This window comes from Methylocapsa aurea (genome assembly GCF_000746085.1).
Lineage (GTDB): Bacteria > Pseudomonadota > Alphaproteobacteria > Rhizobiales > Beijerinckiaceae > Methylocapsa > Methylocapsa aurea.
Map to the genome: position 1 here is coordinate 487,131 of NZ_JQKO01000001.1, position 26,282 is coordinate 513,412.

Annotated in this window: 27 protein-coding genes; 8 read left to right on the plus strand and 19 right to left on the minus strand. The window is 61.3% G+C overall.

Translation table 11 applies throughout. From position 1 onward, the window contains the following. Positions 1 to 33 precede the first annotated feature (33 nt). The 3 genes from ntrC to dusB form a co-directional block, all read right to left on the minus strand. Entirely contained in the window at positions 34 to 1,518 is a 1,485-nt protein-coding gene (gene ntrC / locus DL86_RS02330; protein ID WP_036257612.1) for a nitrogen regulation protein NR(I), read from the minus strand. 363 nt (positions 1,519 to 1,881) lie between these two features. After that, a complete protein-coding gene (locus tag DL86_RS02335) occupies positions 1,882 to 3,000 on the minus strand; it encodes a two-component system sensor histidine kinase NtrB (RefSeq protein WP_051952552.1) in 1,119 nt (372 codons plus the stop codon). A gap of 38 nt (positions 3,001 to 3,038) precedes the next feature. Continuing rightward, positions 3,039 to 4,067 (minus strand): tRNA dihydrouridine synthase DusB, encoded by a 1,029-nt coding sequence (dusB, locus tag DL86_RS02340; RefSeq protein ID WP_051952553.1) that lies wholly within the window; start codon positions 4,065 to 4,067, stop codon positions 3,039 to 3,041. A gap of 141 nt (positions 4,068 to 4,208) precedes the next feature. Between dusB and DL86_RS02345 the strand changes: the two genes are divergently transcribed. Together DL86_RS02345 and DL86_RS02350 are read left to right on the plus strand one after the other, a co-directional pair. Beyond that, positions 4,209 to 5,411, plus strand: coding sequence for a bifunctional 2-C-methyl-D-erythritol 4-phosphate cytidylyltransferase/2-C-methyl-D-erythritol 2,4-cyclodiphosphate synthase (locus tag DL86_RS02345; RefSeq protein WP_036257615.1), 1,203 nt, complete (start codon positions 4,209 to 4,211; stop codon positions 5,409 to 5,411). Positions 5,412 to 5,447: 36 nt separating this feature from the next. Beyond that, complete coding sequence (locus tag DL86_RS02350) at positions 5,448 to 5,939, plus strand: CinA family protein (RefSeq protein WP_036257618.1); 492 nt, start codon at positions 5,448 to 5,450, stop codon at positions 5,937 to 5,939. Positions 5,940 to 6,039: 100 nt separating this feature from the next. Here the strand turns inward: DL86_RS02350 and DL86_RS02355 are convergent, their stop codons facing one another. Both DL86_RS02355 and lipA read right to left on the minus strand, forming a co-directional pair. Further along, complete coding sequence (locus DL86_RS02355) at positions 6,040 to 6,510, minus strand: type II toxin-antitoxin system RatA family toxin (protein ID WP_036257621.1); 471 nt, start codon at positions 6,508 to 6,510, stop codon at positions 6,040 to 6,042. Positions 6,511 to 6,578: 68 nt separating this feature from the next. Beyond that, positions 6,579 to 7,553: a lipoyl synthase gene (gene lipA, locus DL86_RS02360; RefSeq protein WP_036257622.1), complete on the minus strand. Its 975-nt coding sequence runs from the start codon at positions 7,551 to 7,553 to the stop codon at positions 6,579 to 6,581. Positions 7,554 to 7,699: 146 nt separating this feature from the next. Here lipA and DL86_RS02365 point away from each other — a divergent pair, with 146 nt between their 5' ends. Then, entirely contained in the window at positions 7,700 to 7,909 is a 210-nt protein-coding gene (locus DL86_RS02365) for a ChaB family protein (protein WP_036257625.1), read from the plus strand. A 12-nt stretch (positions 7,910 to 7,921) separates the two neighbouring features. Here the strand turns inward: DL86_RS02365 and lpdA are convergent, their stop codons facing one another. From lpdA to eno, 8 genes are all read right to left on the minus strand, one after another. Beyond that, positions 7,922 to 9,364 (minus strand): dihydrolipoyl dehydrogenase, encoded by a 1,443-nt coding sequence (gene lpdA, locus DL86_RS02370; protein WP_036257628.1) that lies wholly within the window; start codon positions 9,362 to 9,364, stop codon positions 7,922 to 7,924. 140 nt (positions 9,365 to 9,504) lie between these two features. Next, positions 9,505 to 10,830 carry a pyruvate dehydrogenase complex dihydrolipoamide acetyltransferase gene (locus tag DL86_RS02375; protein WP_036257629.1) on the minus strand — a complete coding sequence of 442 codons (1,326 nt, stop codon included), beginning with the start codon at positions 10,828 to 10,830 and terminating at the stop codon, positions 9,505 to 9,507. 37 nt (positions 10,831 to 10,867) lie between these two features. Further along, complete coding sequence (locus tag DL86_RS02380; protein WP_036257632.1) at positions 10,868 to 12,274, minus strand: pyruvate dehydrogenase complex E1 component subunit beta; 1,407 nt, start codon at positions 12,272 to 12,274, stop codon at positions 10,868 to 10,870. A 45-nt stretch (positions 12,275 to 12,319) separates the two neighbouring features. Beyond that, on the minus strand, positions 12,320 to 13,354 hold the full coding sequence (pdhA, locus tag DL86_RS02385) for a pyruvate dehydrogenase (acetyl-transferring) E1 component subunit alpha (protein ID WP_036258082.1): 1,035 nt from the start codon (positions 13,352 to 13,354) through the stop codon (positions 12,320 to 12,322). Positions 13,355 to 13,574: 220 nt separating this feature from the next. Further along, the gene (locus DL86_RS02390; RefSeq protein WP_036258084.1) at positions 13,575 to 13,898 is read right to left on the minus strand and encodes an FtsB family cell division protein; all 324 of its coding nucleotides are present in this window, start codon (positions 13,896 to 13,898) and stop codon (positions 13,575 to 13,577) included. Between the two features lie 34 nt (positions 13,899 to 13,932). Then, entirely contained in the window at positions 13,933 to 15,174 is a 1,242-nt protein-coding gene (locus DL86_RS02395; RefSeq protein WP_245276172.1) for an ArsB/NhaD family transporter, read from the minus strand. Beyond that, on the minus strand, positions 15,171 to 15,323 hold the full coding sequence (locus DL86_RS19585) for a hypothetical protein (protein WP_156964420.1): 153 nt from the start codon (positions 15,321 to 15,323) through the stop codon (positions 15,171 to 15,173). Before DL86_RS19585 ends, DL86_RS02395 begins: the two co-directional genes overlap by 4 nt. A 268-nt stretch (positions 15,324 to 15,591) precedes the next feature. Further along, the gene (gene eno, locus DL86_RS02405) at positions 15,592 to 16,875 is read right to left on the minus strand and encodes a phosphopyruvate hydratase (RefSeq protein ID WP_036257639.1); all 1,284 of its coding nucleotides are present in this window, start codon (positions 16,873 to 16,875) and stop codon (positions 15,592 to 15,594) included. A 220-nt stretch (positions 16,876 to 17,095) separates the two neighbouring features. Between eno and DL86_RS02410 the strand changes: the two genes are divergently transcribed. Together DL86_RS02410 and DL86_RS02415 are read left to right on the plus strand one after the other, a co-directional pair. Then, on the plus strand, positions 17,096 to 17,791 hold the full coding sequence (locus tag DL86_RS02410; RefSeq protein ID WP_084572656.1) for a lytic transglycosylase domain-containing protein: 696 nt from the start codon (positions 17,096 to 17,098) through the stop codon (positions 17,789 to 17,791). A 146-nt stretch (positions 17,792 to 17,937) separates the two neighbouring features. Further along, a complete protein-coding gene (locus DL86_RS02415; RefSeq protein WP_245276192.1) occupies positions 17,938 to 18,333 on the plus strand; it encodes an HdeA/HdeB family chaperone in 396 nt (131 codons plus the stop codon). 130 nt (positions 18,334 to 18,463) lie between these two features. Here DL86_RS02415 and DL86_RS02420 read toward each other — a convergent pair whose 3' ends face one another. The 4 genes from DL86_RS02420 to DL86_RS02435 form a co-directional block, all read right to left on the minus strand. After that, positions 18,464 to 18,811 carry a hypothetical protein gene (locus DL86_RS02420; RefSeq protein ID WP_036257643.1) on the minus strand — a complete coding sequence of 116 codons (348 nt, stop codon included), beginning with the start codon at positions 18,809 to 18,811 and terminating at the stop codon, positions 18,464 to 18,466. 23 nt (positions 18,812 to 18,834) lie between these two features. Beyond that, positions 18,835 to 19,278 carry a 50S ribosomal protein L19 gene (gene rplS, locus DL86_RS02425; protein WP_036257646.1) on the minus strand — a complete coding sequence of 148 codons (444 nt, stop codon included), beginning with the start codon at positions 19,276 to 19,278 and terminating at the stop codon, positions 18,835 to 18,837. A 120-nt stretch (positions 19,279 to 19,398) separates the two neighbouring features. Further along, positions 19,399 to 19,857: a hypothetical protein gene (locus tag DL86_RS02430; RefSeq protein WP_036257648.1), complete on the minus strand. Its 459-nt coding sequence runs from the start codon at positions 19,855 to 19,857 to the stop codon at positions 19,399 to 19,401. Positions 19,858 to 20,053: 196 nt separating this feature from the next. Beyond that, on the minus strand, positions 20,054 to 20,500 hold the full coding sequence (locus DL86_RS02435) for a hypothetical protein (protein ID WP_036257649.1): 447 nt from the start codon (positions 20,498 to 20,500) through the stop codon (positions 20,054 to 20,056). Between the two features lie 215 nt (positions 20,501 to 20,715). Between DL86_RS02435 and DL86_RS02440 the strand changes: the two genes are divergently transcribed. Further along, positions 20,716 to 21,117 (plus strand): DUF6481 family protein, encoded by a 402-nt coding sequence (locus tag DL86_RS02440; RefSeq protein WP_036258087.1) that lies wholly within the window; start codon positions 20,716 to 20,718, stop codon positions 21,115 to 21,117. Positions 21,118 to 21,373: 256 nt separating this feature from the next. Here the strand turns inward: DL86_RS02440 and DL86_RS02445 are convergent, their stop codons facing one another. Next, a complete protein-coding gene (locus tag DL86_RS02445) occupies positions 21,374 to 22,174 on the minus strand; it encodes an alpha/beta hydrolase (protein ID WP_036258089.1) in 801 nt (266 codons plus the stop codon). A 116-nt stretch (positions 22,175 to 22,290) separates the two neighbouring features. Between DL86_RS02445 and DL86_RS02450 the strand changes: the two genes are divergently transcribed. Further along, positions 22,291 to 23,520: a glycosyltransferase gene (locus DL86_RS02450; protein WP_036257651.1), complete on the plus strand. Its 1,230-nt coding sequence runs from the start codon at positions 22,291 to 22,293 to the stop codon at positions 23,518 to 23,520. 441 nt (positions 23,521 to 23,961) lie between these two features. Then, positions 23,962 to 24,489 (plus strand): translation initiation factor IF-3, encoded by a 528-nt coding sequence (infC, locus tag DL86_RS02460; RefSeq protein WP_036257654.1) that lies wholly within the window; start codon positions 23,962 to 23,964, stop codon positions 24,487 to 24,489. A 119-nt stretch (positions 24,490 to 24,608) separates the two neighbouring features. Here the strand turns inward: infC and DL86_RS02465 are convergent, their stop codons facing one another. Further along, positions 24,609 to 26,252: a hypothetical protein gene (locus DL86_RS02465; protein ID WP_156964421.1), complete on the minus strand. Its 1,644-nt coding sequence runs from the start codon at positions 26,250 to 26,252 to the stop codon at positions 24,609 to 24,611. Positions 26,253 to 26,282 lie beyond the last annotated feature (30 nt).

The window sequence follows — 26,282 nt, forward strand, 5'->3', positions numbered from 1 at the left end:
TCAACACGCCTCGTCGGCAGAAGGTCCGTGCGCTTACCGCGGTGAGCGCATGAGCCGAATATCGAGGTCGCGAACTTTCTTGCGCAATGTATTTCGGTTCAGCCCCAACAGTTCGGCCGCCTTGATCTGATTGCCTCTGGTGGCCGCGAGGGCGGCGGAAATCAGGGGATATTCCAATTCGCGTAAAATCCGATGGTAGAGGCCTGGCGGCGGCAGGCTGTCGCCATGCCCCCGGAACAGCTCGGAAAGATGGCGCTCCATGGCGCTTGCGAGCGTTGCTCCTCCCGGCTGGTCGGAATCGCGCGCCCGCCCAGCGCTGCTGTTGACGGGCGAAAGGAAACCCGGCTCCATTGCGCATGCGTCGATCGCAAGTTCCGCATCGACTAGGGAAACGGTGACCGATTCCTGCGGATAAAGTGCGGCGAGCCGCCGCGTCAGATTTTCAAGCTCCCGGATATTTCCTGGCCAGCGATAGAGCTTCAGGCGTTCGAGCGCATCTGGCTCGATATGTTTCAGCGGCAATCCTTCGCTGGCCGCCAGCGCGAAGAAATGCTGCGCGAGATCGCCAATATCCTCGGTGCGCTCGCGCAACGGCGGGAGCCGCAGAGGAACGACGTTCAATCGAAAAAACAGATCCTCGCGAAACAGGCCCTGCTGGATCAGACCGCGCAGATCCTTGTTGGTGGCGGCGATGATGCGGACATTGGTCTTGATCGAAATGCGGCCGCCGACCGTCGTATATTCGCTCTGCTGGAGCACGCGCAAAAGACGGGTCTGCGCCTCCATCGGCATATCGCCGATTTCGTCGAGGAACAGAGTTCCTCCTTCCGCCTGCTCGAAACGGCCGGCCGACCTTTGATTGGCGCCGGTGAAGGCCCCTTTTTCATGGCCGAACAACTCGCTTTCGATCAGATCGCGCGGGATCGCGGCCATGTTGATGGCGACAAAGGGACCCTTCTTGCGCTTGCCGTAATCATGCAGTGCGCGGGCGACAAGTTCCTTGCCGGTGCCGGACTCGCCGGTGATCATGACCGTAAGATCGGTTTGCATCAGCCGCGCCAGGGCGCGGTAGATTTCCTGCATCGCGGGCGAGCGTCCGACGAGCGGCATGCCCTCCAGTTCTTCGTTGCGCTCCGCCCGAACCCGATTCTTTGGCTCGCTCATCGCGCGTCCGACGATCGACACCAATTCCCGCAAGTCGAAAGGCTTGGGCAGATAGTCATAAGCGCCGCGCTCGGAAGCCTTGATCGCTGTCATGAATGTATTTTGCGCGCTCATGACGATAATCGGCAGATCCGGCCGCAGCTTCTTCATTCTGGGGAGAAGCTCGAAGGCGTTCTCGTCCGGCATGACGACGTCGGTAATGACGAGATCGCCGTCTCCGGACTGAACCCAGCGCCAGAGCGTCGCCGCGGTGCCGGTCGTGCGCACGTCATAGCCCGCCCGGGACAAGGCTTGGCTCAAGACCGTGCGAATGGCCGTGTCATCGTCAGCAATCAGGATATTTCCAGTAGCCATTGCGAAGCGTCCCCTGCAAGCGGAAATCGTCGGGAGCATGCCCAGTCTGCTTTCAATCCAACATTAGAAAGCAGCTCTAGCTCTTTGTTTTATCGCATTTCTCTAACGCGAACCGGCGCCCGGTTGGCTGGTAAATGCTCTCGCGGCCTGGCTCCGACGGATGGCCCCGTCTGGCAAATGAGGGTTCGCCACGACGTTTTCAACATTTCAATTATCACTCTCCAATATATAGCGACTGTCGCCACAATGCCTTGGATTAGGCGCCGCGCGCATGTCATGGCCCCCAGTCGGGCGCCTTTGCTTCTCATTTCGTCTAAGTCCAAAGCCGGCAAACGAAGACCGGTTCGCCGATAACGCCTCGCCTCAGCCCGCCAGACCTCGCCCGTCGCGCGGCGCATACCTTGGCATGAGAACCCGAAATGTCGTTCGGCGCGGGCCGGATTCGCATTCGATCGTGCCGCCATGATCACCAATAATCTTGGCCACCAATGCAAGACCAAGGCCAGTTCCAGAAGCTTTCGTCGTGACGAACGGATCGAATAGATAGGGCAATACTTCCTGGGCGACGCCGGGCCCATTGTCTCGAACGCAAAACTCCATCGGCAGACTGACCGGCGCATTTGACCCAGGGATCTGCAGGCGCACGCCAGGACGGTAGGCGGTGGACAATTCGATGTCGCCGTCGCTGCGCGCATCGCCGATCGCCTCGGCGGCATTCTTGACCAAATTCAAGAAGGTCTGAATCAGCTGGTCCCTATTGCCAAGGATCGGCGGAAGCGATGGATCATAGTTTTCCCGAAAATGGATATGGCGCGCGAATCCGACCTGCGACACCTTTTTGACGTGATCCAATATCTCATGAATATTGACGCTCTCGCGCTCGATCGGCCGCCCGTCGGAAAAAGCGCTCATCCGATCAACAAGCTTCACGATCCTATCGGTTTCCTCGCAGATCAGCCGGGTTAGCGCGCGATCGGCGTCATTTGCCTCGGCCTCGAGAAGTTGCGCCGCGCCTCTGATGCCGGACAGCGGATTCTTGATTTCATGGGCGAGCGTCGACGCCATTGCCGCGACCGAGCGCGCCGAGGTTCGATGGGTGAGCTGGCGGTCAAGTTTGTCGGTGAGCGAGCGCTCCTGCAACATCACGACGACGCCTTCATCGGGCTCGGGCAACGGCGAGACAAAAATATCTACAAGCCGCTCGCCGCCCGCCTTCGGTCCGCCGAGATCGACCCGATATTCGTTGATCGCAGCGCCGCGGCCCTGGACCTGCTCGACAAGCGATGGGAGGGACGAATCGGGCGGCACGAGCTGGACCAGCCGCTGCTGCGACAAAAAGGTTCGGCTCATCCCGAAAAACGCCTCCGCCGCGACATTGGCGTCGGCAATCAAGCCGTTCGGCCGGACCGCGAGAACCGGATGCGGTAGAGCATTCAGAAGCTTCGCCGCATCCACCGAGAGACGTATTGATTTAATCGGCATGGCCACCGCTTTGCCGTGTGAAGCCCAGAACATCGTCCTCACGCCGCCTCCGCTAAGGGGAGACGATCGAACGCTTCCGACAGGATCCATTTGACGGCGATTGGACACTCGCTGGTGACGAGCCTCCGGCGCAGCGAGCCGTCGTCGCAGCCGGACCATTGAGCATAAGCGGCCAGATGCTTGCGCGCGTGGCGCAAGCCCTGCGCCCTGCCAAAAATTTCGAGCAAAGTCTCGTAATGTTCGAGCGCAGCGATCTTGCGCGCCGCCCGCGACGGCGCAGCGCGCGGTTTTCCATGCGCCAAATAATGCGCGACATCGCCGACGAACCAAGGGCGGCCGATCGCCGAGCGGCCAATCATGACGGCATCCGCGCCCGATTGCTTTAGCATCGAAGCGGCGTCAGCAAGGCTGGAGCAATCGCCATTCGCGACCACAGGAATTGAAACCGCTCGTTTGACAACGCCGATCGCCGTCCAATCGGCCCTGCCGGCGTAGAGCTGGCGGCGGGTGCGGCCATGGACCGTCAGCATGGCGACGCCTTCCGCCTCGGCCAATTGGGCGAGTTCGGGGGCGTTGATCGCGTCCTCATCCCAGCCAAGCCGCATCTTGAGCGTCACCGGGACCCGCACCGCCTTGACCGTCGCCCGGATCAGCGCTGCCGCGAGACCCAGATCGCGCATGAGATGCGATCCCGCATAGCCGTTGATGACCTTCTTGGACGGGCAGCCCATGTTGATGTCGATCATCGCCGCGCCGGAATTTTCCGCCAGACGGGCGGCCTCGGCCATGGAATAAGGGTCGCAACCCGCGATCTGCACGACGTGGAGATCGATGCCGGCGCCGGCGGCTTTGAGCCGGTTGCCGGCATCGCCCATGGCGTATAGATCCGCCGCGACCATTTCCGAGACGACAAGCGAGGCCCCGAAACGAAGCGCCAGCCGGCGCATGCCAAGATCGGTCACTCCCGACATGGGCGCAAGGAAAGCGCGCCCGCTCAAGCATGCCGAGCCTACTCGTAGCGCCCCATCTCGAGGCGGTATGCCTAATTCATTAGCAAAATTGCTCATGCCCATATGATAATCAGTTTGTGCAGCGCGGCAATAAATAAAATGCTTATTGGAGCATCAAAGCGGAAGAAAATTGACCCCCTTGGCAAAAGAGGAGAGGAAGTGCTCTCTTCTCGACGAGTGAATTGGAAGCGCCGCCTTATGATTGCAGGTTCAGAATTAACGATCCTTGTTGTCGCGGCTGGGCGAGGCTCGCGTGCGGGCGAAGGATTGCCCAAACAATATCGGAGTTTGGCGGGACGCCCGCTGCTTGCGCATAGTCTGTCCGCCCTCCTTCGCGCGGCTCCTCATGCGCGGATTCTTACGGTTATCCACAAGGACGACCTGGAGCTTTATCGCGAAAGCGTGGCGGGGCTCGAAGCCGGATTGGAGGGTCGGCTCAAGGACCCGGTTTATGGCGGGAATACAAGGCAGGCGAGCGTCCGCGCCGGGCTGGAAGCCATGGATTCGGATGCAGCGCTTCGACCTGAATATGTGTTAATTCAGGATGCTGCGCGTCTATTTGCAAGCGAATCATTAATTCTGAGAGCGCTCGCTGCGGCGAAGACTTACGGGGCCGCCATTCCCGGGATCGCGGTCACCGACACGATCAAGGAGGTCGACGCCGAGGGCGCCATCGTCGCCACCCCGGCGCGGGCGCGGCTGCGCGGAGTCCAGACGCCACAAGCCTTTCGTTTCGATCTGATCCTTGCGGCGCATCGAAAGGCCGCCGCCGAGGGCCAAAATGATCTCACCGACGACGCCGCCATCGCTGAATGGGCGGGGCGCCGCGTCCATGTATTCGAGGGAGAGGCCGGCAATATGAAGGTCACCAGCGCCGAGGATCTTGCGCTCGCCGAGGCGAGACTAATCCGCGATCTTCAGGATATTAGAACCGGGCAAGGCTATGACGTGCATGCTTTTGGCCCCGGCGATCACGTCTGGCTAGGCGGACTGAGAATTACGCATGATCATGGACTTGTCGGCCATTCCGATGCCGATGTCTTAAGTCATGCGATTACCGACGCCCTGCTCGGCGCCCTGGCGGAAGGCGACATCGGCAGCCATTTTCCGCCTTCCGATCCGCAATGGCGCGGCGCGGCCTCGAAGATTTTTCTTGCCGCCGCCGCCAAGAAGGTGCGCGCGCGAGGCGGCATGATCGCCCATATCGATGCGACGCTGGCCTGCGAAAGACCAAAGATTGGGCCCCATCGCGACGCAATCCGCGCCAGCATCGCCAGCATTGCCGAAATTCCGGTCAGTCGCGTGGCGATCAAGGCGACGACCACCGAGCGCCTTGGCTTTACCGGACGGGAGGAAGGCATGGCCGCGCTGGCCATCGCGACCGTCCGTTTGCCGTTATAACGTTAGCGAATCGGCTGCAATTGGGCGCAGACTTCTATGTTCAGCCTCGAACTTTGCGACAAAGCGGAAGCGCTTGTGGCGCTCTATCGCGAGCGCGGCCGCATGCTCGCGACGGCGGAGTCCTGCACAGGCGGCCTTGTCGCGGCGCTGATCACCTCGGTCGCCGGCTCCTCGGCTGTGCTCGAACGCGGATTTGTGACCTATTCCAATTGCGCCAAGATCGAATGCTTAGGGGTGGAGGAAGCTCTGCTCGCCCGCCATGGCGCGGTGAGCGCGGAAGTCGCCATCGCGATGGCCGCGGGAGCCTTGGCCCATTCGCATGCGCATATTTCCATCGCGATCACCGGCATTGCCGGCCCCGCGGGCGGATCGCCTGAAAAACCCGTTGGGCTCGTGCATCTGGCCCGGGCATGTCGGAACGGCGATATTGTAGGGGTGGAGAAGCGTTTCGGCGATCTTGGCCGGGCCGCGATCCGTTTGGCCTCGGTGGAGACGGCGCTCGATCTGCTTTTGGCGGCGGCCCTATAACATGCGATAAGTTTCAACTATTTCAATTTATTGAAGTGGTTTCTTATCGTAAAGTCAGAGCGCTCCTTTGGCGATATCGCCTTGGAGCGGTTCTCGCGCATCAGCCTGGCAGCAACGGCGCGGCGCCGTAGACAATGTCCGCGCGCTGTTCAAAAGCTGCGGCGAATTTTCGAAAGGCCGCGTCGAACATCCCGCCCATCAGCAGGCTGAGGGCGCGGCTCCTGAATTCATAGGAAATGCGAAATTCGACCACGCAGCTCTGGCCGTCGCCCTGTTCGCGGAAGGTCCAGCGGTTTTCCAGATGCTTGAAAGGCCCATCGATATATTCGACGAGAATCTCATGCCGTGAGCGATTGCAGGTGACTTTGCTCGTAAACGTCTCGCGGATCGCCTTGTAGCCAACCTCCATGTCGGCGACGAGCGTCACCGCGCTTTCGGTTTCCGTGCGCCGGCGCACCCGCAGCGCCAAACACAAAGGAACAAAAAGCGGATAGGCCTCGACATCGGCGACGAGGTCGAACATTTCCGCCGCGCTATGTCGGACCTTATGGGTCGTCTTAAAAGAAGGCATGCCCCGTCACAGCATGGGAATTAAAAAACACGGGCGCTTGTCCGCTCGATCGAAAATTCTCTAGCCGCTCAAAGGCGGCGCTGCAAGGCCGCCCGCAGCGCTTTCAATCGGGCGAAGTCCTCGCCAGCGTGGTGCGAGGAGCGGGTCAGGGGCGACGCCGAAACCAGAAGAAAGCCTTTTGCCCGCGCAATGTCGGCATAGGAGGCGAATTCGTCGGGCGGGACGAAACGCTCGACCGCATGATGTTTTTTGGTCGGCTGCAAATATTGGCCAATGGTCAGGAAATCGACCTCCGCCGTGCGCAAATCATCCATGAGCTGAAGCACTTCGCAGCGCTTTTCGCCCAACCCGACCATGATCCCGGATTTGGTGAACATTGCCGGGTCAAGCTCCTTGACGCGCTGCAACAGCCGGATCGAATGGAAATAGCGCGCGCCGGGGCGAACCTCCAGATATTTGGACGCGACCGTTTCGAGGTTGTGATTGAAGACATCGGGCCTTGCGGCGACGACCGTCTCGAGCGCGCCTTGCTTGCGCAGGAAATCAGGGGTCAGAACCTCGATCGTCGTATTGGGGCTCGTCGCGCGGATCGCTGCGATCACCTTGGCGAAATGCCCTGCCCCGCCATCGTCGAGATCGTCGCGATCGACCGAGGTGACGACGACATGGGCAAGCCCGAGCTTGCCGACCGCCTCGGCGATATGGGCGGGTTCGTCAGGGTCGAGCCCGCGCGGCAGGCCGGTCTTGACATTGCAGAAGGCGCAAGCGCGGGTGCAGACATCGCCCATGATCATGAAGGTCGCGTGCTTTTTCTCCCAGCACTCGCCGATGTTCGGACACCCCGCCTCCTCACAGACCGTGACGAGCCCATGCTCCTTGACGATTTTCTGCGTCGCCGCCCATTGCGCCGAGCCGGGGGCCTTGACCCTGATCCATTCGGGCTTCCGGGCCACCGGCTGATCGGGCCGATGCGCTTTTTCGGGATGGCGCGGCGGCGCGTCTAGCTTTTCGTTTCGGCCGAGCGGATCGGAAACCGAGGTCATGCATTCTTCTCCACGGCGGGCAAGCGGACGCCACGCACGATCGCTACGGGTCAGATCCACCGAGTTCCAGCGAACATAGGAAGTCCGCTCTGGATTTCACATGCGTGACGCCGCGATTGATTTATGCATGAAAGGCAAAGAGGCAGATGCCCTACGCAGTCAATGAGGATCTCCCACCCGCCGTGCGCGATCACCTTCCGCCACATGCGCAGGATATTTTTCGGGCGGCGTTCAACAGCGCTTACGACGAACATCGCGGCGATCCGCGTCAGGAGGAAGCCGCCTTCCGCATTGCCTGGGCGGCGGTCAAGAAGCGCTACCATAAGGTCGGCGACCACTGGCTGCCGATGGAATAGCGGCTCCTTCATTCAAGTATGGATCACGCGTCCGTAGGCGTCGAGGACGCTCTCGTGCATCGTCTCCGACAGGGTCGGATGCGGAAAAACCGAATTGATGAGCTCCGCTTCGGTGGTCTCGCAATTCATCGCGACGACGAAGCCCTGAATAAGTTCGGTGACTTCGGCCCCGACCATATGGGCGCCGAGAAGCCTGCCGGTTTTCGCGTCGAAGATCGTCTTCACGAGCCCATCGGGCTCGCCAAGCGCAATCGCCTTGCCATTGCCGATAAAGGGGAAGCGGCCGATCTTGACATCGAAGCCCGCCTCCTTCGCCTTCGCCTCGGTGAGGCCGACGGAGGCGATTTGCGGATGGCAATAGGTGCATCCTGGAATCATCGCCTTGTCCAAAGGATGCGGATCGAGCCCCTTGATCGCCTCGACGCAGATGACGCCCTCGTGCTCGGCCTTATGCGCAAGCATGGGCGGGCCGGCGACATCGCCAATGGCGTAAATGCTCGCGACATTGGTCCGCCCGAACCCGTCGGTCTGGATAATGCCGCGCTCGATCGACACGCCCAATGAGTCGAGACCGAGATTTTCGACATTGCCGATCACGCCGACCGCCGAGATCATGCGCTGGGCGGCAAGGGTTAGGCTCCCGCCTTTGGCGTCCTCGAGCGTGGCGATCAGGCCGTCAGGCTCCTTTTCGATCCTCGCCACTTTGGTCGAGGTGAGAATCTTGATCCCCTGCTTTTCAAAGCGCTTGCGCGCGTGAGCCGCGATTTCCGCGTCCTCGACGGGCAGAATTTGCGGCAGGATTTCGACGACGGTCACTTCCGCTCCCATCGTCCGATAAAAGGAAGCAAATTCAATGCCGATCGCGCCCGATCCCATGACGATGAGGGATTGCGGGAATTTTTCGGGGACCATGGCTTCGAAATAGGTCCAGATGAGCTTTCCGTCTGGCTCCAATCCTGGCAGCGCGCGCGGCCGCGCGCCCGTAGCGATGATGATGTTTTTGGCGCGATAGGCCCCGGCCCCGAGGATTCCTTTTGGAATGGGGTTTTGCGGCTCCATCGGCGGCTTTTTGGATGCGCCGACCAGAACCTCGCCGGGCTTGGAAATGGCGGCCTCGCCCCAGATCACGTCCACCTTGTTCTTCTTGAGCAGAAAGCCGACCCCGCCGTTGAGCTGCGCCGAGACGGCGCGCGAGCGTTTCACCACGGCGGCCGGATCGAACCCGACCGCGCCCTCGATCACGAGGCCATAATCCTTGGCGTGGGTCGCGGTGTGAAAGACCTCCGCCGAGCGGAGCAAGGCCTTGGTCGGAATGCAGCCCCAATTGAGGCAGATCCCGCCGAGATGTTCACGTTCGACGACGGCGGTCTTGAAGCCGAGCTGCGCCGCGCGGATGGCCGCGACATAGCCGCCCGGTCCGCCGCCGATGATGAGGATGTCGTAAGGGTCAGCCATGCTCGCCTCTCGCATCAAAATCCGCGTCGCGCGATGCCTTAGAGCGCATTCAGTTTCGGCGGAGTCAGAAAGCAGCTCTAGGTCTTTGTTTTACCGCATTTTCTTAACGCGAACCGGTATCCACTTCGCTCGAAAATGCTCTAAACCAGCATCCCTACCGGGCTCTCGATCAGCGCCTTGAATGCGGCCAGAAGCTCCGCGCCCAGCGCGCCGTCGATCGCGCGATGGTCGGTCGACAGCGTCACGGTCATGACGGTCGCCACCGCCGGCGCGCCATCCTTGACGATTACCCGCTGCTCGCCGGCGCCAACCGCGAGGATCGAGGCCTGCGGCGGATTGATGATGGCCGAGAAATTCCTGATCCCCAGCATGCCGAGATTGGAGACCGAGGCCGTGCCGCCCTGATATTCCTCGGGCTTCAGCTTGCGGGCGCGGGCTCTGGCGGCGAAGTCCTTCATCTCGTTGGAGAGGACCGACAAGGTCTTGCGTTCCGCCGCCCGGATTACCGGCGTGATCAACCCGCCGGGGATCGCCACCGCGACGCCGACATCGGCCTGCTTATGCTTCAGCATGGCCGCTTCCGTCCAGGTCACATTGGCGTCCGGAACCCGGATCAGCGCCAGCGCCAGCGCCTTGATGATGAAATCATTGACCGAGATCTTATAGGCGGGCGCGCCGTCGCCATCCTTTGGCGCGGCGGAATTGATCGCCTCCCGCAAGGCCAGCAAAGCGTCAAGCCGGCAATCGACCGAAAGAGTAAAATGCGGGATCGTCCGGCTCGCCTCGACCAGACGGCGGGCGATGGTCTGGCGCATCGAATCATGCGCGACTTCCGTAAAAGAGCCCGGCGCGAAGTTTTTCCTGATCGTTTCGTCTGAAGGTCCGGAAACGGGCAACGAGGCTGGGGCGCGAGGAGTCTGAAGCGCCTCTTGCGCTGGCGCCCTTGGCCGCGCGAGGGCCGCCTTCACATCGCGCTCGATGACGCGGCCATGCGGGCCGGAGCCTTCGATCGTCGCAAGATCGAGCGCCGATTGTTTGGCGATCCGCCGGGCCAGGGGCGAGGCGAAAATGCGCGGGCCGGATTGGCCGTTGACGGCGACGGTGGACGGCGCGGCGCCAGGCGCTGAAGGAATTGGGGTTGGGGTTGGGGAAGCCTCGCGAGACGGCGCCGCAATCGGAGCCTCAGCGACGGAGGGCTTGGCGGGAGCGGCGCTAACGTCTTCCCCTTCGCCCGCGATGACGCCAATGACATCATTGACCGGAACATCGGCGGTTCCGTCCGGCACGACGATTTTGGCGAGGACGCCTTCGTCGACCGCCTCGACCTCCATGGTCGCCTTGTCGGTCTCGATTTCGGCGAGAATGTCGCCGGACTTGATCTTGTCGCCTTCCTTCTTCAGCCAGCGGGCGAGATTGCCCTTTTCCATCGTCGGCGAAAGCGCGGGCATCAGAATGTTGACGGGCATGGAAAGGCTCACATTTCGAGCGGAACGACCCTTGGACTTATCGGTAGCAAACCGCTTTCGCCGCCGCGACGACCTCTTCCACATTCGGCAAAGCGAGCTTTTCGAGGTTCGCCGCATAGGGCATCGGGACATCCTTGCCGGCGATGCGGATGACCGGCGCGTCGAGATAATCGAAAGCCTGCTCCATCAGCCGCGCGCAAATCTCGGCGCCGACGCCGCTTTGCGGCCAGCCTTCCTCGACGGTGACGCAGCGCCCGGTCTTCTTGACCGATTCGACGATCAAGGCGCTGTCCATCGGTCGAATGGTGCGCAGGTCAATGACTTCGGCGTCGATGCCCGCCTGCTCCAGCTCCGCCGCCGCCTTGAGCGCATAGACCATGCCTATGCTGAATGAGACGATGGTGACGTCCCTGCCCTCTCGGGCGATCCGCGCCTTGCCGATCGGGACCAGGAAATCGTCGATCTGCGGCACCTCGAAACTGTGGCCGTAAAGAATTTCATTTTCGAGAAAGATCACCGGATTGGGATCGCGAATGGCGCTCTTCAAAAGGCCCTTGGCGTCGGCCGCGGTATAGGGGGCGACGACCTTGAGCCCCGGAATATGCGAATACCAGGCGGCGTAATCCTGGCTGTGCTGCGCCGCCACCCGCGCCGCAGCGCCATTGGGACCGCGAAAGACAATCGGACAGCCCATCTGGCCGCCCGACATATAGAGCGTCTTGGCGGCGGAATTGACAATCTGGTCCATCGCCTGCATGGCGAAGTTGAAGGTCATGAATTCGACGATTGGGCGCAGGCCACCCATCGCGGCGCCGATGCCTAGCCCGGCGAAGCCATGTTCCGTGATCGGCGTATCGACCACGCGCCTTTCGCCGAACTCCTGCAACAGTCCCTGCGTGATCTTATACGCGCCCTGATACTCGGCGACCTCTTCGCCAATGACGAAAACGCTGTCGTCGCGGCGCATTTCCTCGGCCATCGCATCGCGCAAGGCTTCGCGCACGGTCATCGTCGCCATGGCCGTTTTGGCCGGAATCTCAGGGGCCGAAGGCTGCGCCGGCTCGCCCGACGCCGCCTCTGGGGCGAGCGGCGAATCAGCGGCCGTCTTGGCGTCGGATTGCGGGCTTCCACCTTCCGTGGAGGCGTTCTTTCGCCCATCGGCAGGCGGCGCGGAAGGACCTGGCTCCATTGTTGCGTCTTCTCCGGTGCCGGCGATCACCGCGATTGGCGTATTGACGGCGACATTGTCGGCGCCGTCCGGCACAAGGATCTTGGCGAGCGTGCCTTCATCGACGGCTTCGACCTCCATGGTCGCCTTATCCGTTTCGATTTCGGCCAGGATGTCGCCGGACTTGACCTTGTCGCCTTCCTTTTTCAGCCATTTTGTGAGCTTGCCATGTTCCATCGTCGGCGAAAGCGCGGGCATCAGAACATTGGTCGCCATGTCGTTTCCTTAGGGTCTTCAGCGCCTGCTATGTCGAGCGTCCGCCTATTTATAGACGTCGGTCCATAGCTCGGCGGGATCCGGCTCCAGATCATGCGAGGCGAAGTCGGCGGCCTGAGCGACGATGGCCCGGATCTCGGCGTCGATCGCCTTGAGGTCTTCCTCGCTCGCCTGCTTGCCGGCGAGCAGGCGCGCCCGCACCTGTTCGATCGGATCATGTTCCTCGCGCATTTTCTGCACTTCTTCCTTTGACCGATATTTCGCCGGATCGGACATCGAATGGCCGCGATAGCGATAGGTTTGCATCTCCAGGATGATCGGGCCGTTGCCGGCGCGGCACCATTCGGCCGCGTGCAGGGCGGCGGCCTTCACGGCGCGCACGTCCATGCCGTCGATCTGTTCGCCGGGAATGTTGAAGGATTGTCCGCGCTTTGAAAAATCGGTCAGTGCGGAAGAGCGCGTCACCGAAGTGCCCATGGCGTAGCGGTTGTTTTCGATGACATAGACGACCGGAAGCTTCCAGAGCTCGGCCATGTTGAAACTCTCGTAAACTTGGCCCTGATTGGCCGCGCCGTCGCCGAAATAGGTGAAGGATACGTTGCCATTGTTGCGATAGCGATCGGCAAAGGCGAGTCCCGTGCCGAGCGGAACCTGCGCCCCGACAATTCCATGACCGCCGTAAAACTGGCTCGCTTTCGAGAACATATGCATGGAGCCGCCCTTGCCTTTCGACAAGCCGCCCCGCCGCCCGGTCAGTTCGGCCATGACGCCTTTGGGATCCATGCCGCGGGCCAGCATATGTCCATGATCGCGATAGCCGGTGATGGTCTGATCGCCTTCCCGCGCCGCCATCATCATGCCGACAACGACCGCCTCCTGGCCGATGTAGAGATGGCAAAAGCCGCCGATGAGACCCATGCCATACATCTGCCCCGCCTTTTCCTCGAAGCGGCGAATCAGCAGCATCTGGCGATAAGCGGCGAGCTCCTCCTCCGTGGTGAAAGAGGCGATCGCTTCGGGCGCGTTTTGAGCTTTCCGCGGCGCGGCCTCGGCGCGGACGGAGGAAGATGCGGCGGCCATAGAAGCCCCTTGGAAATGAGCGCGGCAGATAGAAGAGCGATGAGAAAAATAGCGCAGCTCACCGCCGAAAGCGAGCTTTGCGACCATGAACTCTTCGAATCACATCGATCATGGCCGCTATCTCTTTGTTTCAAGCCTTGAACTTAATCTGCGGGCGATGCGGCTTCTTGGGGATGGCGCCGAAGCAGGCGCGCGGAGATAAGGGCAAGACCGCCAGATCTCATTTCGCCGGTCGCGGAAGGAACACGACAAGATCGTTCTTGTCGACGCGCCCCAGAAGCGAGCGGGCCTGATCCTCGAGGAGATCACGGTCGATCGCCGCCCCCTTCATCAAGGCGATGCGGTGCGCCCATAAGGCGCGCTCTTCCTTGAGCTCCTGCAACTGACCGCGCAGCGCTGCGATGCGATGCTCGTATTCATCCTTGGTTTTCAATCCGCGCTCGCCGTTCACCGCATGCCAGACAAAATAGCCTCCGGCCGCGCCTGAGACGCAGTAGAGAAAAAGCGGGTAGAGAATTGCGCGCCAGCGCCTGTGGATAACCATGCAGCGAGGATCGCCGATCGCGGTTAGCGTTTGCTTAACGCTCAAGCGCGAGCCACCAAGCGCCAAATCCGATGCTGAGCAACGTCAGCGGCAATCCCACCCGCATATAGGCGAGAAATGAGATCTTTGCCCCGGCGCGTCTTGCCTGCTCGACAACTATGAGGTTCGCGACGGACCCGATCAGAGTGAGATTGCCGGCGAGGGTCGAACTCATCGCGATGATCAGCCAGCCGCGATCCGGATTGGCCAGATCAGCGACCAAGGGCTGCAAGACGAGCACCGCCGGAACATTGCTGACGAGGTTCGAGAGGACGGCCGTCGCGCCCGACAGGACCCAGACGTTGTCGAAATGAAGCTGCCGGGCAGCCGCCACGACTTCCGGCGTCAGGAGCGTCCTTTCGGCGGCGGCCACAACGACAAAGAGTCCGGCGAACATCAAGAGAAGTTCGCCATTGATTCCGGCATAGATCTTCTGTGGTTTGACCGCACGCGACAGAAACAGAAGCGCGCCGCCGATCAGCGCCACCTTGGCGACCGGCGCGCCGGCGACAAAGCCAGCGACGACCCCGGCTGTCATTAATGCGCCTTTGGCCATCTGCTGGAAATGGCGCCGCGGGCGCGGCTCGGCGGGAGCGGTTTCGAAGGGAGCGGCAAATTCTCTTGGAAAAAGCAAACGGATGAGGCCAAGCGTCAGCGCAAGCGCGACAACAGCAATCGGCGCCAGCCTATGAGCGAATTCAAGATAGGAAATATCGGAGGCGACGCCGACGATCATATTCTGGGGATTGCCGGTAAAAGTGGCGACGCTGCCAGCATTTGAGGCCATCGCCACCGCCAGCAGGTATGGCGCTGGATTGCGGCGCAAGGCGCGGGCTACGTCGATTACAAGCGGAGCCATCACCAGACAGATGACGTCATTGACGAGAAAGGCGGAGAAAAACCCAGTGACCATGACGATCGCGGCTAGCAGGCGAAACGGTCCATGCGCGCGCTTGATCGCGAATCGGCCGGCAAGCTCGAAAAATCCGGACAGCCGCAACTGCGCAACAATGATCATCATGCCAAGAAGCAAGGCGATCGTTTCGAGATCGACCGCTCTTAATGCGTCTTCCAGACTGAGCGCGCCAATCGCCAGCATAAGGGCCGCGCCGACGAGCGCCATGCCGGCGCGGTCGATTCGCAGTCCAGGCGCCCGGCCGAGAGCCACGCCCGCCAAGGTCGCGATGAAGATCGTCCCCGTCGCGAGCATGCGCCAGTCGAACGCAGCCAAATTCATTGCGCCGGAGCCGCCGCGCGCTTGCCTGGCCTGCGGGGATCAGTCGCGACAACCCCGACGACGAACGCCGCCGAATTCCGCCCGGTGAAGAGGCGGATGCCGGCAAATGGACCCTTGGGCGTCGCCTGCATGGGCCAGGAAGAACTCAAGGCGTCGCGCCAAAAACTGGTGAGCAAATAGAGCTGCCCGAGAGACAAAAAGCTTGGAGGTCTAGAGCCGGATGATTTTGGACGGAATCGCAACGCGATCTCGTCCAAAGTCTTAAATCCGCCTCTCATCAAAGAGTTAGAGCATGATGTCGCCCGAAAATGGTTTCCACTTTTCGGACGACATTATGCTCTAGCGATGCAGCGCTGGTCCTCGTCCACCGAAACATGTTCTGGCGAAGCTCGTACCAGAACGACGAACGGCTGTCGGTTACGCCAAAGCCTTCAAGGCGCCCCGGCCGGCATAGCGGGCTTGCGCGCCCAGCTCCTCCTCGATGCGGATCAGCTGGTTATATTTCGCGAGCCGGTCCGAGCGGGCAAGCGAGCCGGTCTTGATCTGCCCGCAATTGGTCGCGACCGCGAGATCGGCGATCGTCGAATCCTCGGTTTCGCCGGAGCGGTGCGACATCACCGCAGTATAGCCGGCGCGCTGCGCAAGATCGACGGCGTCGAGCGTTTCGGTCAGCGTGCCGATCTGATTGACCTTGACCAGGATCGAGTTGGCGAAGCCTCCGGCGATTCCGCGCGACAGCCGCTCGACATTGGTGACGAAAAGATCGTCGCCGACCAGCTGGCATTTGCCGCCGATGAGATCGGTCAGGATTTTCCACCCTTCCCAATCATCCTCGGACATGGCGTCCTCGATGGTGACGATCGGATAGTTTGCGAGGAGCTTGCCGAGATATTGCGCCTGCTCCTCCAGAGCCCTGGTCTTGTTCTCGCCGGCATAAACATATTTGCCGTCGTGGAAGAACTCGGTCGCGGCGCAATCGAGCCCGAGGGCGATGTCCGCGCCCGGCTTGAAGCCAGCGTCCTCCACCGCCTTGACGATAAAATCCAGAGCAGCCTCGGCGGAAGGCAGATTGGGCGCAAAACCACCTTCATCGCCAACATTGGTGTTCTGGCCAGCTTTTTTCAACGCGGCTTTAAGCCCGTGAAAAACTTCCGAGCCCCAGCGCACCGCTTCCTTCAAGGACGGCGCCCCGACGGGCAGGATCATGAATTCCTGAAAATCGATCGGATTGTCGGCGTGAGCGCCGCCATTGATGATGTTCATCATGGGAACCGGCAGGACCCGAGCCTGAACCCCGCCAATATAGCGATAGAGCGGCAGGCCCGAGACATCGGCGGCGGCCTTGGCGACCGCGAGGGAAACGCCCAAGATGGCGTTGGCGCCGAGCTTGGATTTGTTCGGCGTGCCGTCAAGCGCGATCATGGTCGCGTCGATTTTGACCTGGTCCTCCGCGTCGAGACCGCTCAGCGCCTCGAAAATATCGCGATTGACATTCTCGACCGCCTTGAGGACGCCCTTGCCGCCAAATCGCGTCTTATCGCCGTCCCGCAATTCGACCGCTTCATGCGCACCGGTCGACGCCCCCGAAGGCACGCCGGCTCGGCCGGTCGACCCATCTTCCAGAGTGACATCGACCTCGACGGTGGGATTGCCGCGGCTATCCAGAATTTCACGTGCGGCAATGTCGACGATCGCTGTCATGGCGGCTCCTTTGGCAATGGAACGGACGGATCATGGCTTTTACGATGAAGCGGAACAGGAAAAAAGGCCCTTTGGTCAATACAGACAGATCCTTTTAAACTTTTTGGCGCTATCATCGCCCTGTTCGAGCCACGGGGGTCTTGTGTCGTCCGGCAAAGCCGCTGCCTTTTCCTTGACGGCGTTTCTTTGCGCTGGCGTCGGGACGCAAGCTGGAGCGGACATGCTTCCGCTTGCCGAGAGCGCGCCGCTGCCTGTCCGCCGACCGGAGAGATTGCCGGAGCCGAACCAGGATAAGGTCGAAAGCAGGAGTAACGAGACCGCTGGCGCGGCGAGGGAGCCGACAGATGCGCGGAAAACCTATCGCGGAATTCTCAAACGAGAGGCCGACAAGACTGGCCTGCCGCCTGACATAGCCGACGCCGTCACGGCGATCGAGAGCGGATATGACCCCGGCGCCATAGGCGGCGTCGGCGAGATCGGCCTCATGCAGATCCGGCCTGGCACGGCGGCCATGCTGGGCTTCAAGGGCGATTTGAGCGAACTGGCCAAGCCTGAAACAAACATTCACTATGGCGTAGCCTATCTCGCCGAGGCGTGGCGCCTGGCCAATGGCGATTTGTGCCGCGCCTTGATGAAATATCGGGCCGGCCATGGCGAAGAGCTGATGTCGCCGCTCTCCATAACCTATTGCGGTCGGGCGCGGGCGCATTTGGCCGCCATCGGCTCGCCCTTCGCGGCAAGCGCATCCGCTCCCTTTGTTTATGATCTCGCGGCGCCCCGGGTTCAGGCGGCCAAGCGGGGGCCGAGGATCAGGACGGCGGCGGTGAGTCTGGCCTTCTGGGCGGCGCATGAGGCCCGGGTGAAGGCGATTACGCGGCGCATCGAGGCAAGATGGCGACGAATAGCTTTGCGCTGAGCATCTTCGAGCGAAGCAAATGCCCGGTTAGCGTCGAAAAGACGCGATAAACCATTCTGATCAATTTCCTGCCCATGATGGCTGACGGATTGGATCATAACAGCTTGATCGATACTGCATGCGGGCTATTGTGAAGCGCGTGCTTGGTGATCCGCGGCTCAGCGGCGCTGAACCACGCGAAAATTCAAGGGCAAAAATCAAGGGGAGGAAATCAGATGAATAAGAAAGCGTCAGGTCTTTTGTTCGTCGCCGGAGCTACTGCGATGGCCATCTCTGCGCTCATGACTCCTGTAGAGGCCAAAACTCCGGATGAGTGGACATGCAGCGATTTCCTTCAGGTCCCTAAGAACGCCCAGCCGCAGGTTGTCTATTGGATGGAAGGCTTCCACAAAGGGGCCAAGCCGGAGGCCGCCGATGTAACGGTTGAAAGCTTCAAGCGTCCGATCGGAAAACTTGTCGTCGAATGCCGGAAGAACAAGCCTCAAAATCTTTGGGATGCGATCGTTCAACATTTCTACACGGCGGCGAAGGCGATCCCATAGGCTCTGCCTTGCCGATTTCGTGTTTTAGAGGGTCATCCTAGCGGCGAAGGGTCGCTCCAAGTCATCGGATAAGCCGCTTGCTTGCATTGGCGCATGATCCTGATGGGATCATGCGTTGCAGCCCTCCCGCCTAATGCAGGACAGGCAGAGTGATGGTCCAAAGACTCGTATAGTCGGGATCGTACACGACCTCATCGACGCTCTTCAGGCGGTAGCGTCCTGGACTCGCCTTAGCGAAGGCCCTCGTATTGGGCGGCAGCGTCAGAGTCTCGCCGAGGCGCTTGCCTCGGAGCGAAAGAACGAATCCCGTAGCAGCAGCGACGTCGGTGATGACGCCATGCGCCTGCACCCGCTCGCGCACCGTCCGGCCATCCGGCTCAAGATAAATGAAACCGGCGATGACATATTTTCCGATGAGTCCGGCGGCGAATTCGCTGTCCCACGCGGGACCCGGATCAGCGTCCTCCTCGTCGGTCATCCCTTGCCCTTGCAGCGCGGGGCCTATTCAGCAGGCGTCGCGGCGTTTTTCTTGGCCGCGGCCTTGGCTTCCTTCTTGGCAGCCTCGCGCGCGGCCTTCGCCGCCGGAGATTCCATCTTTTCCGCGATGCGGGCCGATTTGCCGCGGCGATCGCGCAAATAATAGAGCTTCGCGCGGCGGACCTTGCCGCGCCGCACGACCTTGATCGAATCGATATTCGGCGAGTAAATCGGGAACACCCGCTCGACGCCTTCGCCATAGGAAATCTTGCGGACGGTGAAGCTCTCATTGAGGCCGCCGCCATTGCGGGCGATGCACACGCCTTCATAGGCCTGCACGCGGGTTCGCTCGCCTTCCTTCACCTTGACGTTGACGATGACCGTGTCGCCCGGCTGAAACGCCGGAATGGTCTTGCCGGCCGACAACTTGGCGGCCTGCTCGGCCTCGAGTTCCGCGATAATGTTCATGACTTAATGCCTTGCCGTTCCGCCGGATTTTTCCGGCGAGCGTTTTATCACGCTGTTTTCAGTTGGAAGGGCTGCTCTACACGAGACGCTTGGGCTTGTCGAGATGGCGCCGCCCTCGGCCTATTGAGGCGCCGCTGGCCCCGGCGCCTTGTCGAAAGTCGTCACCCCGCCGGTGTCTCCCTCTATGAGGTCGAAGCGATTAGGGCTGATCGCCTTCCACTCCGCCATGAAGGTTCGGCCATTCTTCATCTTGATTTTGAGCATGCCGCCGGGCTCGAGGGAATAGGCGCCAGGTCCTGAAAGGCTCGCATCCTGAGCGCTGGGTTCCGAGGCGCCGGGCCGCGTGGAGCCGGTGGAATTCATGTCGACCGTATGGTCCGGGCGAAAGGCAATGCGCCAGGGCTTTCCTTCAGCCTGCCATTCCCCGACGATCGGAACATTCACGGTGGCGGCCTTGTGAATGCTTTGCCGCGCGGCGACGCCATAAAGACCAATGACGGCAATGACGCCGACGGTCACGAAAATCATTTCCTTGCCCGTGACCTCTTTGGGAGCATCTGATCGGAACCTTAGTTTCATCGCTATCTCGCAACGGTTTCGGGTGGGAAGGGCGCGATGGATATGGGGGGCCGGCGCCCATCGCTCAAGGGGCGGGCTTATCATCCTTCCACGCTTGACGGCAAGAAGTCGGCGCGCTCGGAAACGGCAGACGGATCCGCGAAAATCGGATCGGCCGAAGGCTCATCGCCGCCATGATGGATTTTTCCGAAAATTCCTATTTGGGAGCGGCCTCGGACACCCGGTCGAAGGTCGTCACGCCTTCGGTGTCCACGTCGATGAGGTCGAAACGATTAGGGCTGATCGGTTTCCACACAGCGTTAAGCACTTTGCCGTTCCTCAACTTGATCGCGACTTTCCCATTCAGCCCCAGCCAGTATTTCCCCGGACCGGAAAGACTCGCCTGCGCGCCGCTGGTTTCGTTCGAGGCTGTTTGGGCGGAGTCGGCATTCATTTCGAGGCTCTTGTCCGCGTAAAACGCCATGCGCCACGACTTGCCTTCAGCTCGCCATTCTCCGACGATCGGGACGTCGATTTTGGGGACCCCATAATCGATCGTGCGCTGCGCAAAGCCGTAAAGGGCGGTGACGCCTATGACGCCGACAATGGTCAGAAGAACGCCGCGCGGCATCACCTCTGCGGGCTTGTCTGGCGGCGATGTCATGGCGGCCTCCCGATCGATACGCTGAAAAAGATATGGATCACCAGCCTATTGCCTCAAGGGGGAGCGCCTGATGTCGCTCCAAGTTGGCGGCGCGACAATGGAGAGAGGCGCTTATGACCGGCGGATAAAAGCCGAGCCGGGGATTTCGGGTTGAATCCGGGCGCGCCAAGTTGCATGTTAGCGCCACCAGCAACGGAAGAAACAGAAGGCGAGCATTGAGCCATTTTAGAGAAAAAAACTTTACTGAACGCCGCAGCGCCGCCACCGATGCGGTCGCCGCGCGATTGGCTAAATTTCGCGCCAGACCGGCGCCGGACGACCCAGCCGTCATCGCGCGGGAGGCCGAGCGCAAGGCGATCCGCGAGGCGCGGGAAATAAGGGACGCCCAGCGCGCGGAGGCCAAAAAGGAGCAACTCGCCCGCGAGGCCGCTGAAAAAGCCGAACGCGAAGCCGCTTTGGAAGCCGAGCGGATCGCCGCCGAGGAAGCAAAGGCCGCAGAGAAGGCCGCAAAAGGAGCGGCGCTGGCCGAACTCGCCGCCCGCGTCATCGCGGATGAGGCCGCCCGCAAGGCGGCGCGGGATGAACGCTACGCCGCCCGCAAAGCCCGCAAGAAGTAATTTTTCCACGCGGAGCTCGAATGCTTCCGCCAGTCAGAGAACGCGTTTCCGTGTGGGACTATTTCTCGCACGGGGCGCTGGCCACCTTTGAAACATATCTCAAGGTTACGCTTGACGCCCCGTTTAGCTAAGTGGATGCCGGTTCGCGTTAAGAAAATGCGACTGAACAAAGGCCTAGAGCTGCTTTCTGATTCCGCGGAAACTGAAAGCGCTCTAGGCGCGCAATTCGATCATCAGACTCCCAACGCCAAAAAACTCACCCCATCGCCTCTATGGCTGCCCATAGCCGCGCCAAATCCTCCTCGCGCGAAAGCCGGTGATCGCCGTCCTTGATGAGCGTCAGGCTCACCGGGTCGGCGGGCAGATGTTCGACGAGTTTCAGGGCGTGGCGCCAGGGAACGTCCTCATCTTGCATGCCTTGCAGAATATGAACGGGGCAATGGCTGCGGATCGTCGTCTCGAAGAGCAGATGGTTGCGGCCCTCATCGATCAGCGCCTTGGCGATCGGATAGGGTTTTGCCGAATAGGCCGAAGGACGCCGCCAGACGCCTGTCGCTTCGAGTTCGGCCCGCGCTTCGACAGGCATCGCGCCCCAGAGCAGCACTTCGGTAAAGTCGACCGCCGGGGCGACCAGGACCAAGCCTTTGAGCCTTTCCGCCTCCCCGCTCGCGTAAAAAGCCCGCGCGGCGAGAAGCGCCAGCCAACCGCCCATCGACGAGCCGACCAATATTTGCGGGCCTTCGCTTAAATCGCGCAGCGCGGCAAGGCTCTCCTCAAGCCACATCCCGACCGTCGCCGCCTCGAATCGCCCCTCGGATTGGCCGTGCCCGGAATAGTCGAAGCGCAGACAGGCCCGCCCCGCCTCCGCCGCGGCGCGATCGAGGCGGGTCGCCTTGCGCCCATTCATGTCGGATCCGAACCCGCCGAGCCAAAAAATACCCGGCCGGCCTGCACCAGCGCCATGCGCAGATCGGCGCATATAGGCGATGCGGCGCGCCAGAGGCCCTCCCCCGACCACAAGAAAGTCCGGTCTGGGCGCGCCATTGGCGCTCAGCATTTGCGGCTGCGGCTCCGTAATGGGAGGACTCGAGTTCTTCATGCTCGGTTCATGATTTTCTCAAAGTTTCGCGGTTCGGTCTTGCAGCCTGGGTTCAATAAACGCAGTCTCAGTCAATGTCGCCAGCATCCGGATCATCCTTCCGTGACAAGGTCACGCATCCGCTCGCTGGACTCACCGTGCTTCAAATCGTTCCGGACTTGCGCCCAGGCTCGGCCGCGCGATCGACGATCGAAATCGCCGCGGCGCTCAGCCGGGTCGGCGCCATAGCCCTTGTCGCCAGCCGCGGCGGCCGGATGGTGAGCGAATTGCAGGCCAAGGGCGGCGTTTTCATCCCATTTCCGGCAGACGCCAAAAATCCATTCGGAATGGTTTTGAATATTCGCCGCCTCGCCCGTCTGATCGAAGCCGAAACGGTCGATATCGTCCATGCCCGTTCTCGCGCCTCGGCCTGGGTGGCCTATGGCGCGACACGCCTGACGAAGACGCCATTCGTCACCAGTTTTCATGGCGCTTACGCCGGCGGCAACGCACTCGACGCGCGCTATAATTCGGTCATGGCGCAGGGCGACGCGATCATCGCCGATTCACTGTTCGCCGCTGGCCTCATCGCGAAGCTTTATCCTACGGCGGAAGGAAAAATCCGGGTTATCCCGCGCGGCGTCGATTGCCGTATTTTCGCGCCGAAAGCTGTCCAGCCAGCCCGCGTTCAGGTCGTGCGGCGCGCCTGGTCGGTCGCCGCTGACGAATCGATCGTGCTGCTCGCCGCGAGCGTCGCTGCCGGCAATGAACACAAGGTTTTGGTTGAGGCGGCCCGTCTGTTGCTGGCCCGAGGCCTCACAGGAACAAGGTTCATTCTGGCGGGCGACGAGCACAGAGGGCGCCTTGGCGCTGAAATCGACCGGGCGATCGCCAAGGCCCAGCTAAGCGACCTCGTGCGCCGCGTCGGCCCTTGCGCGGATATGCCGGCGGCCCTTCTCGCCGCTGCGGTCGTGGTCGCGCCTTTGACGCGGCCGGAAGCCTTCAGCGGAATTGCGGTCGAATCCCAGGCCATGGGAACCCCGGTCATCGTCGCCGATCAGGGCGCATCGGCCGAGGCTGTCCTTGCGCCGCCCCAGATCGACGCCGCCCTGCGGACCGGCTGGCGGGTCGCGATGGGGGACGCCACGGCGCTGGCGGGGGCGCTCACCGCCGCGCTGAGCCTTGGCGCGACGGCGCGGGACCAGCTTTCCTTGCGAGCGCGCGCCCATGCCGAATGCCATTTTTCTCTGGAGCAGGTCGGCCTCGAAACCCTCGACGCCTATCGGGCGGCCCTTGGAGGGGATGAGGGACCATCGGATGGCTAGAGAACGGCTCCCGATCAGATCGGTCCCGCCGATCGAAAGGAACTGCGCAACTTCAACGAGCTCGGGACGGATTCCAATCCATCATATTGCGGCCAGTTGTCAGTCAACATGAAGCGGGATGCAACAACCCGCACAGAATTGCGTCGGCTTGCCAACGCAATCGGGCTTCACCCTCCGAAAATTCGAATATTCCCGCGTGGACCGCGACAAAAACGCCAAGAATCATGCGCATGTTTTTTGCTTGAACCGCTTGCGTTGGCGGCGCTTGCGCGGGTGGGGCCGCGCGCGAAAACGCAAATAACGTGTTTTTATTGACTTCGCGCGGCAATGAACCGATGTTTCATCCGGGTCCGCCAATTCTTGCGACGGAAAGTCCAATGATTCGCAATCTTGCCGGGTTCGATCAGTCAACACAAAGGAGACTAAGCCATTCGCCGTCCGATGAAAGCTCCCCCGGTTCCGCAGAAGGACGGGCCACGCATCAACCGTGAAATCCGCGCTCGTGAAGTCCAATTAATCGATGCCGAAGGCCAGAACCGCGGCGTCGTGGAAACGCTAGAAGCGCAGCAATCGGCCGATGAAGCGGGACTTGATCTCGTCGAGATCGTTCCGACCGCCAATCCCCCGGTCTGCAAAATCCTCGATTATGGTAAATTTCGCTTCCTCGAGCAGAAGAAATCCGCCGAAGCCCGGAAGAAACAGAAGATCGTCGAAATCAAAGAGATCAAGCTGCGTCCGGGCATAGATGAACATGACTACGACACCAAGATGAAAGCCGTTCGCCGGTTTTTCGAAGAGGGCGACAAAGTCAAAGTCACGTTGCGCTTCCGCGGCCGCGAGATGGCGCATCAGGATCTTGGCTTCCGCCTGCTCGAGCGCGTGAAATCGGAAACCGTGACCATCGCCAAGGTCGAGGCCGAACCCTCGATGGAAGGCCGCCAGATGGTCATGGTGCTCGCGCCGAAATAGACGCGAGCCGCCCCTGCGCTGGCCGATGCTTCCCGCGGGCGCATTGTCAGACGGCGGCATTGCCGATCGCAGTTGCTTCCCGCGCTTCGATCGATCGGCCGCCTTTTACGTCCTAATAGTCACTTGGCCATTGGCAAGTCCTGGGTCATTTGATTGGAGGCGTCGAGCGCCGATTGAAGATGCTTTTGTCGAGCGCTCAGGGCCTCGCGCACCTTTTCAAGCCACTGACGGTGATCTACTCCCGCGGGACAGACCGGCCGTCCGGCGGCCTCCCGTTCGTGCTGCAGTTCCTGATCGTAGCTTTGCACGAGGTCGGCGGCAAAATAGGCCGGCTTCTTGCCGTGGTGCGCCTCGCCGCCCGCAGCGATGCTGCATGCCGGCCTTACGCGATCGAGGGCGTTTGCGGCGAGCGGCTCGCGCTGCTGCACAAGCTCCGCGACCTCCTGCAGGAACCAATATTCCGGATCGGGCGCCCGCATTTTTTGGCAAACGCGGTGCGCGGCGCACCGCGCGGCGATCGACGGAAAGTCCCGCTTCAGACGCTCGTGACCGATGAACCGACAAGGTCCAGAAGCGACAACGCGACTCAAGGCGCGATGGTCGTCCGAGATGACCACCGCGCCGTAAGGATTGGACCACAGCTTAGCGGCGTGGCCGTGGATCGAGTTTCCAGGATGATATGGAATGAGGACGAACAAACGCCCGCGGCGGCGCCCGACAAACGCCGCCTTGCCAACATCGCCGTTGCGTGGCGACGCGCCAGGCAATCCGCTGGCAGAGACGGTGACCTGAATCGTCTCAAATTGAGACTCGAGCAAGCGTTCCAGAGGCAGGCCTGGATGCCAGGCGTCGGGCATTGCGGGACGTTGCCGAGCAGGCTCGGTCGAGGGCCGTTTAACGAAAAGATTCTGTGAGCACTGGGTGAAGACTTCCTCCGTGCCGCCGACGCAGAAAACCAGCATTCCGCCGGCCTGGCGCGCGGCCTTTCGATGCGGATCTAGCTCCGTCGAGGCCAAACCATAATCCCTTTCCAGTCGGTCGGGTTGGAGCGCCTCGACTCCAAATAGCGAAATGTGAAGCCCCATAGCGTCAGGATCGTGCGGGTGCAAAGCGAGAAGCGCGAGGCGCTTGCTGGCGATTGCGGCGTCCACAAGCTCCAAGACGGCGCCGTCGGCGCTCCGCTCCCGTGCGATCACCTTCAATTCCGCGCAGCGGACCTCCTCGCCCGCGACGATCCGCCGAAAGCGCTCGGGCATGGCGCCTCCGGCAAGCCAGCGCATGATCTCGGCGCTTTCTTTCAAGTCCTGCGGCTCCGGCAGCAGGATGGGCGCGGCCACGGTTTGGCGATCGATCACGACGATCGGCGGCGCCCCTGCAATCTGTTCTAACAGCGCAGGATAAACCTTGCGGCGGCGCAGCCAGAGCCAGCCGCGAGGCGCTCCGCCGCTTGCCGCAAGCGCCTGGAAGGCGGTCATGGCGAAGGCGCCCATTACAGCGTTGAGATATTGGCGATACTGTCGATCGTAGAAATGGTCCGCGCCCTGAATGACGGCGGTTTCCGGCGGCTTGCGCGCACCGCCTTTCAGCCGCGCCGCGCCAATCAGATATTGCACCACGTGCTCTGAGGCTGGCCCCGGCGCGCCCGGACGGCGCAGAAATCGTTCGGCGATTCTCTCGCGCCAGGCGCCTGGCAGCACGCAGATTGAACGGTGCGCCAAAACGTGAAGGGCCGTCATCCGATGTCGACAATCAGAATCGGGCATTTGAAGCTCCGAAATTGAAAGCGATGTCAA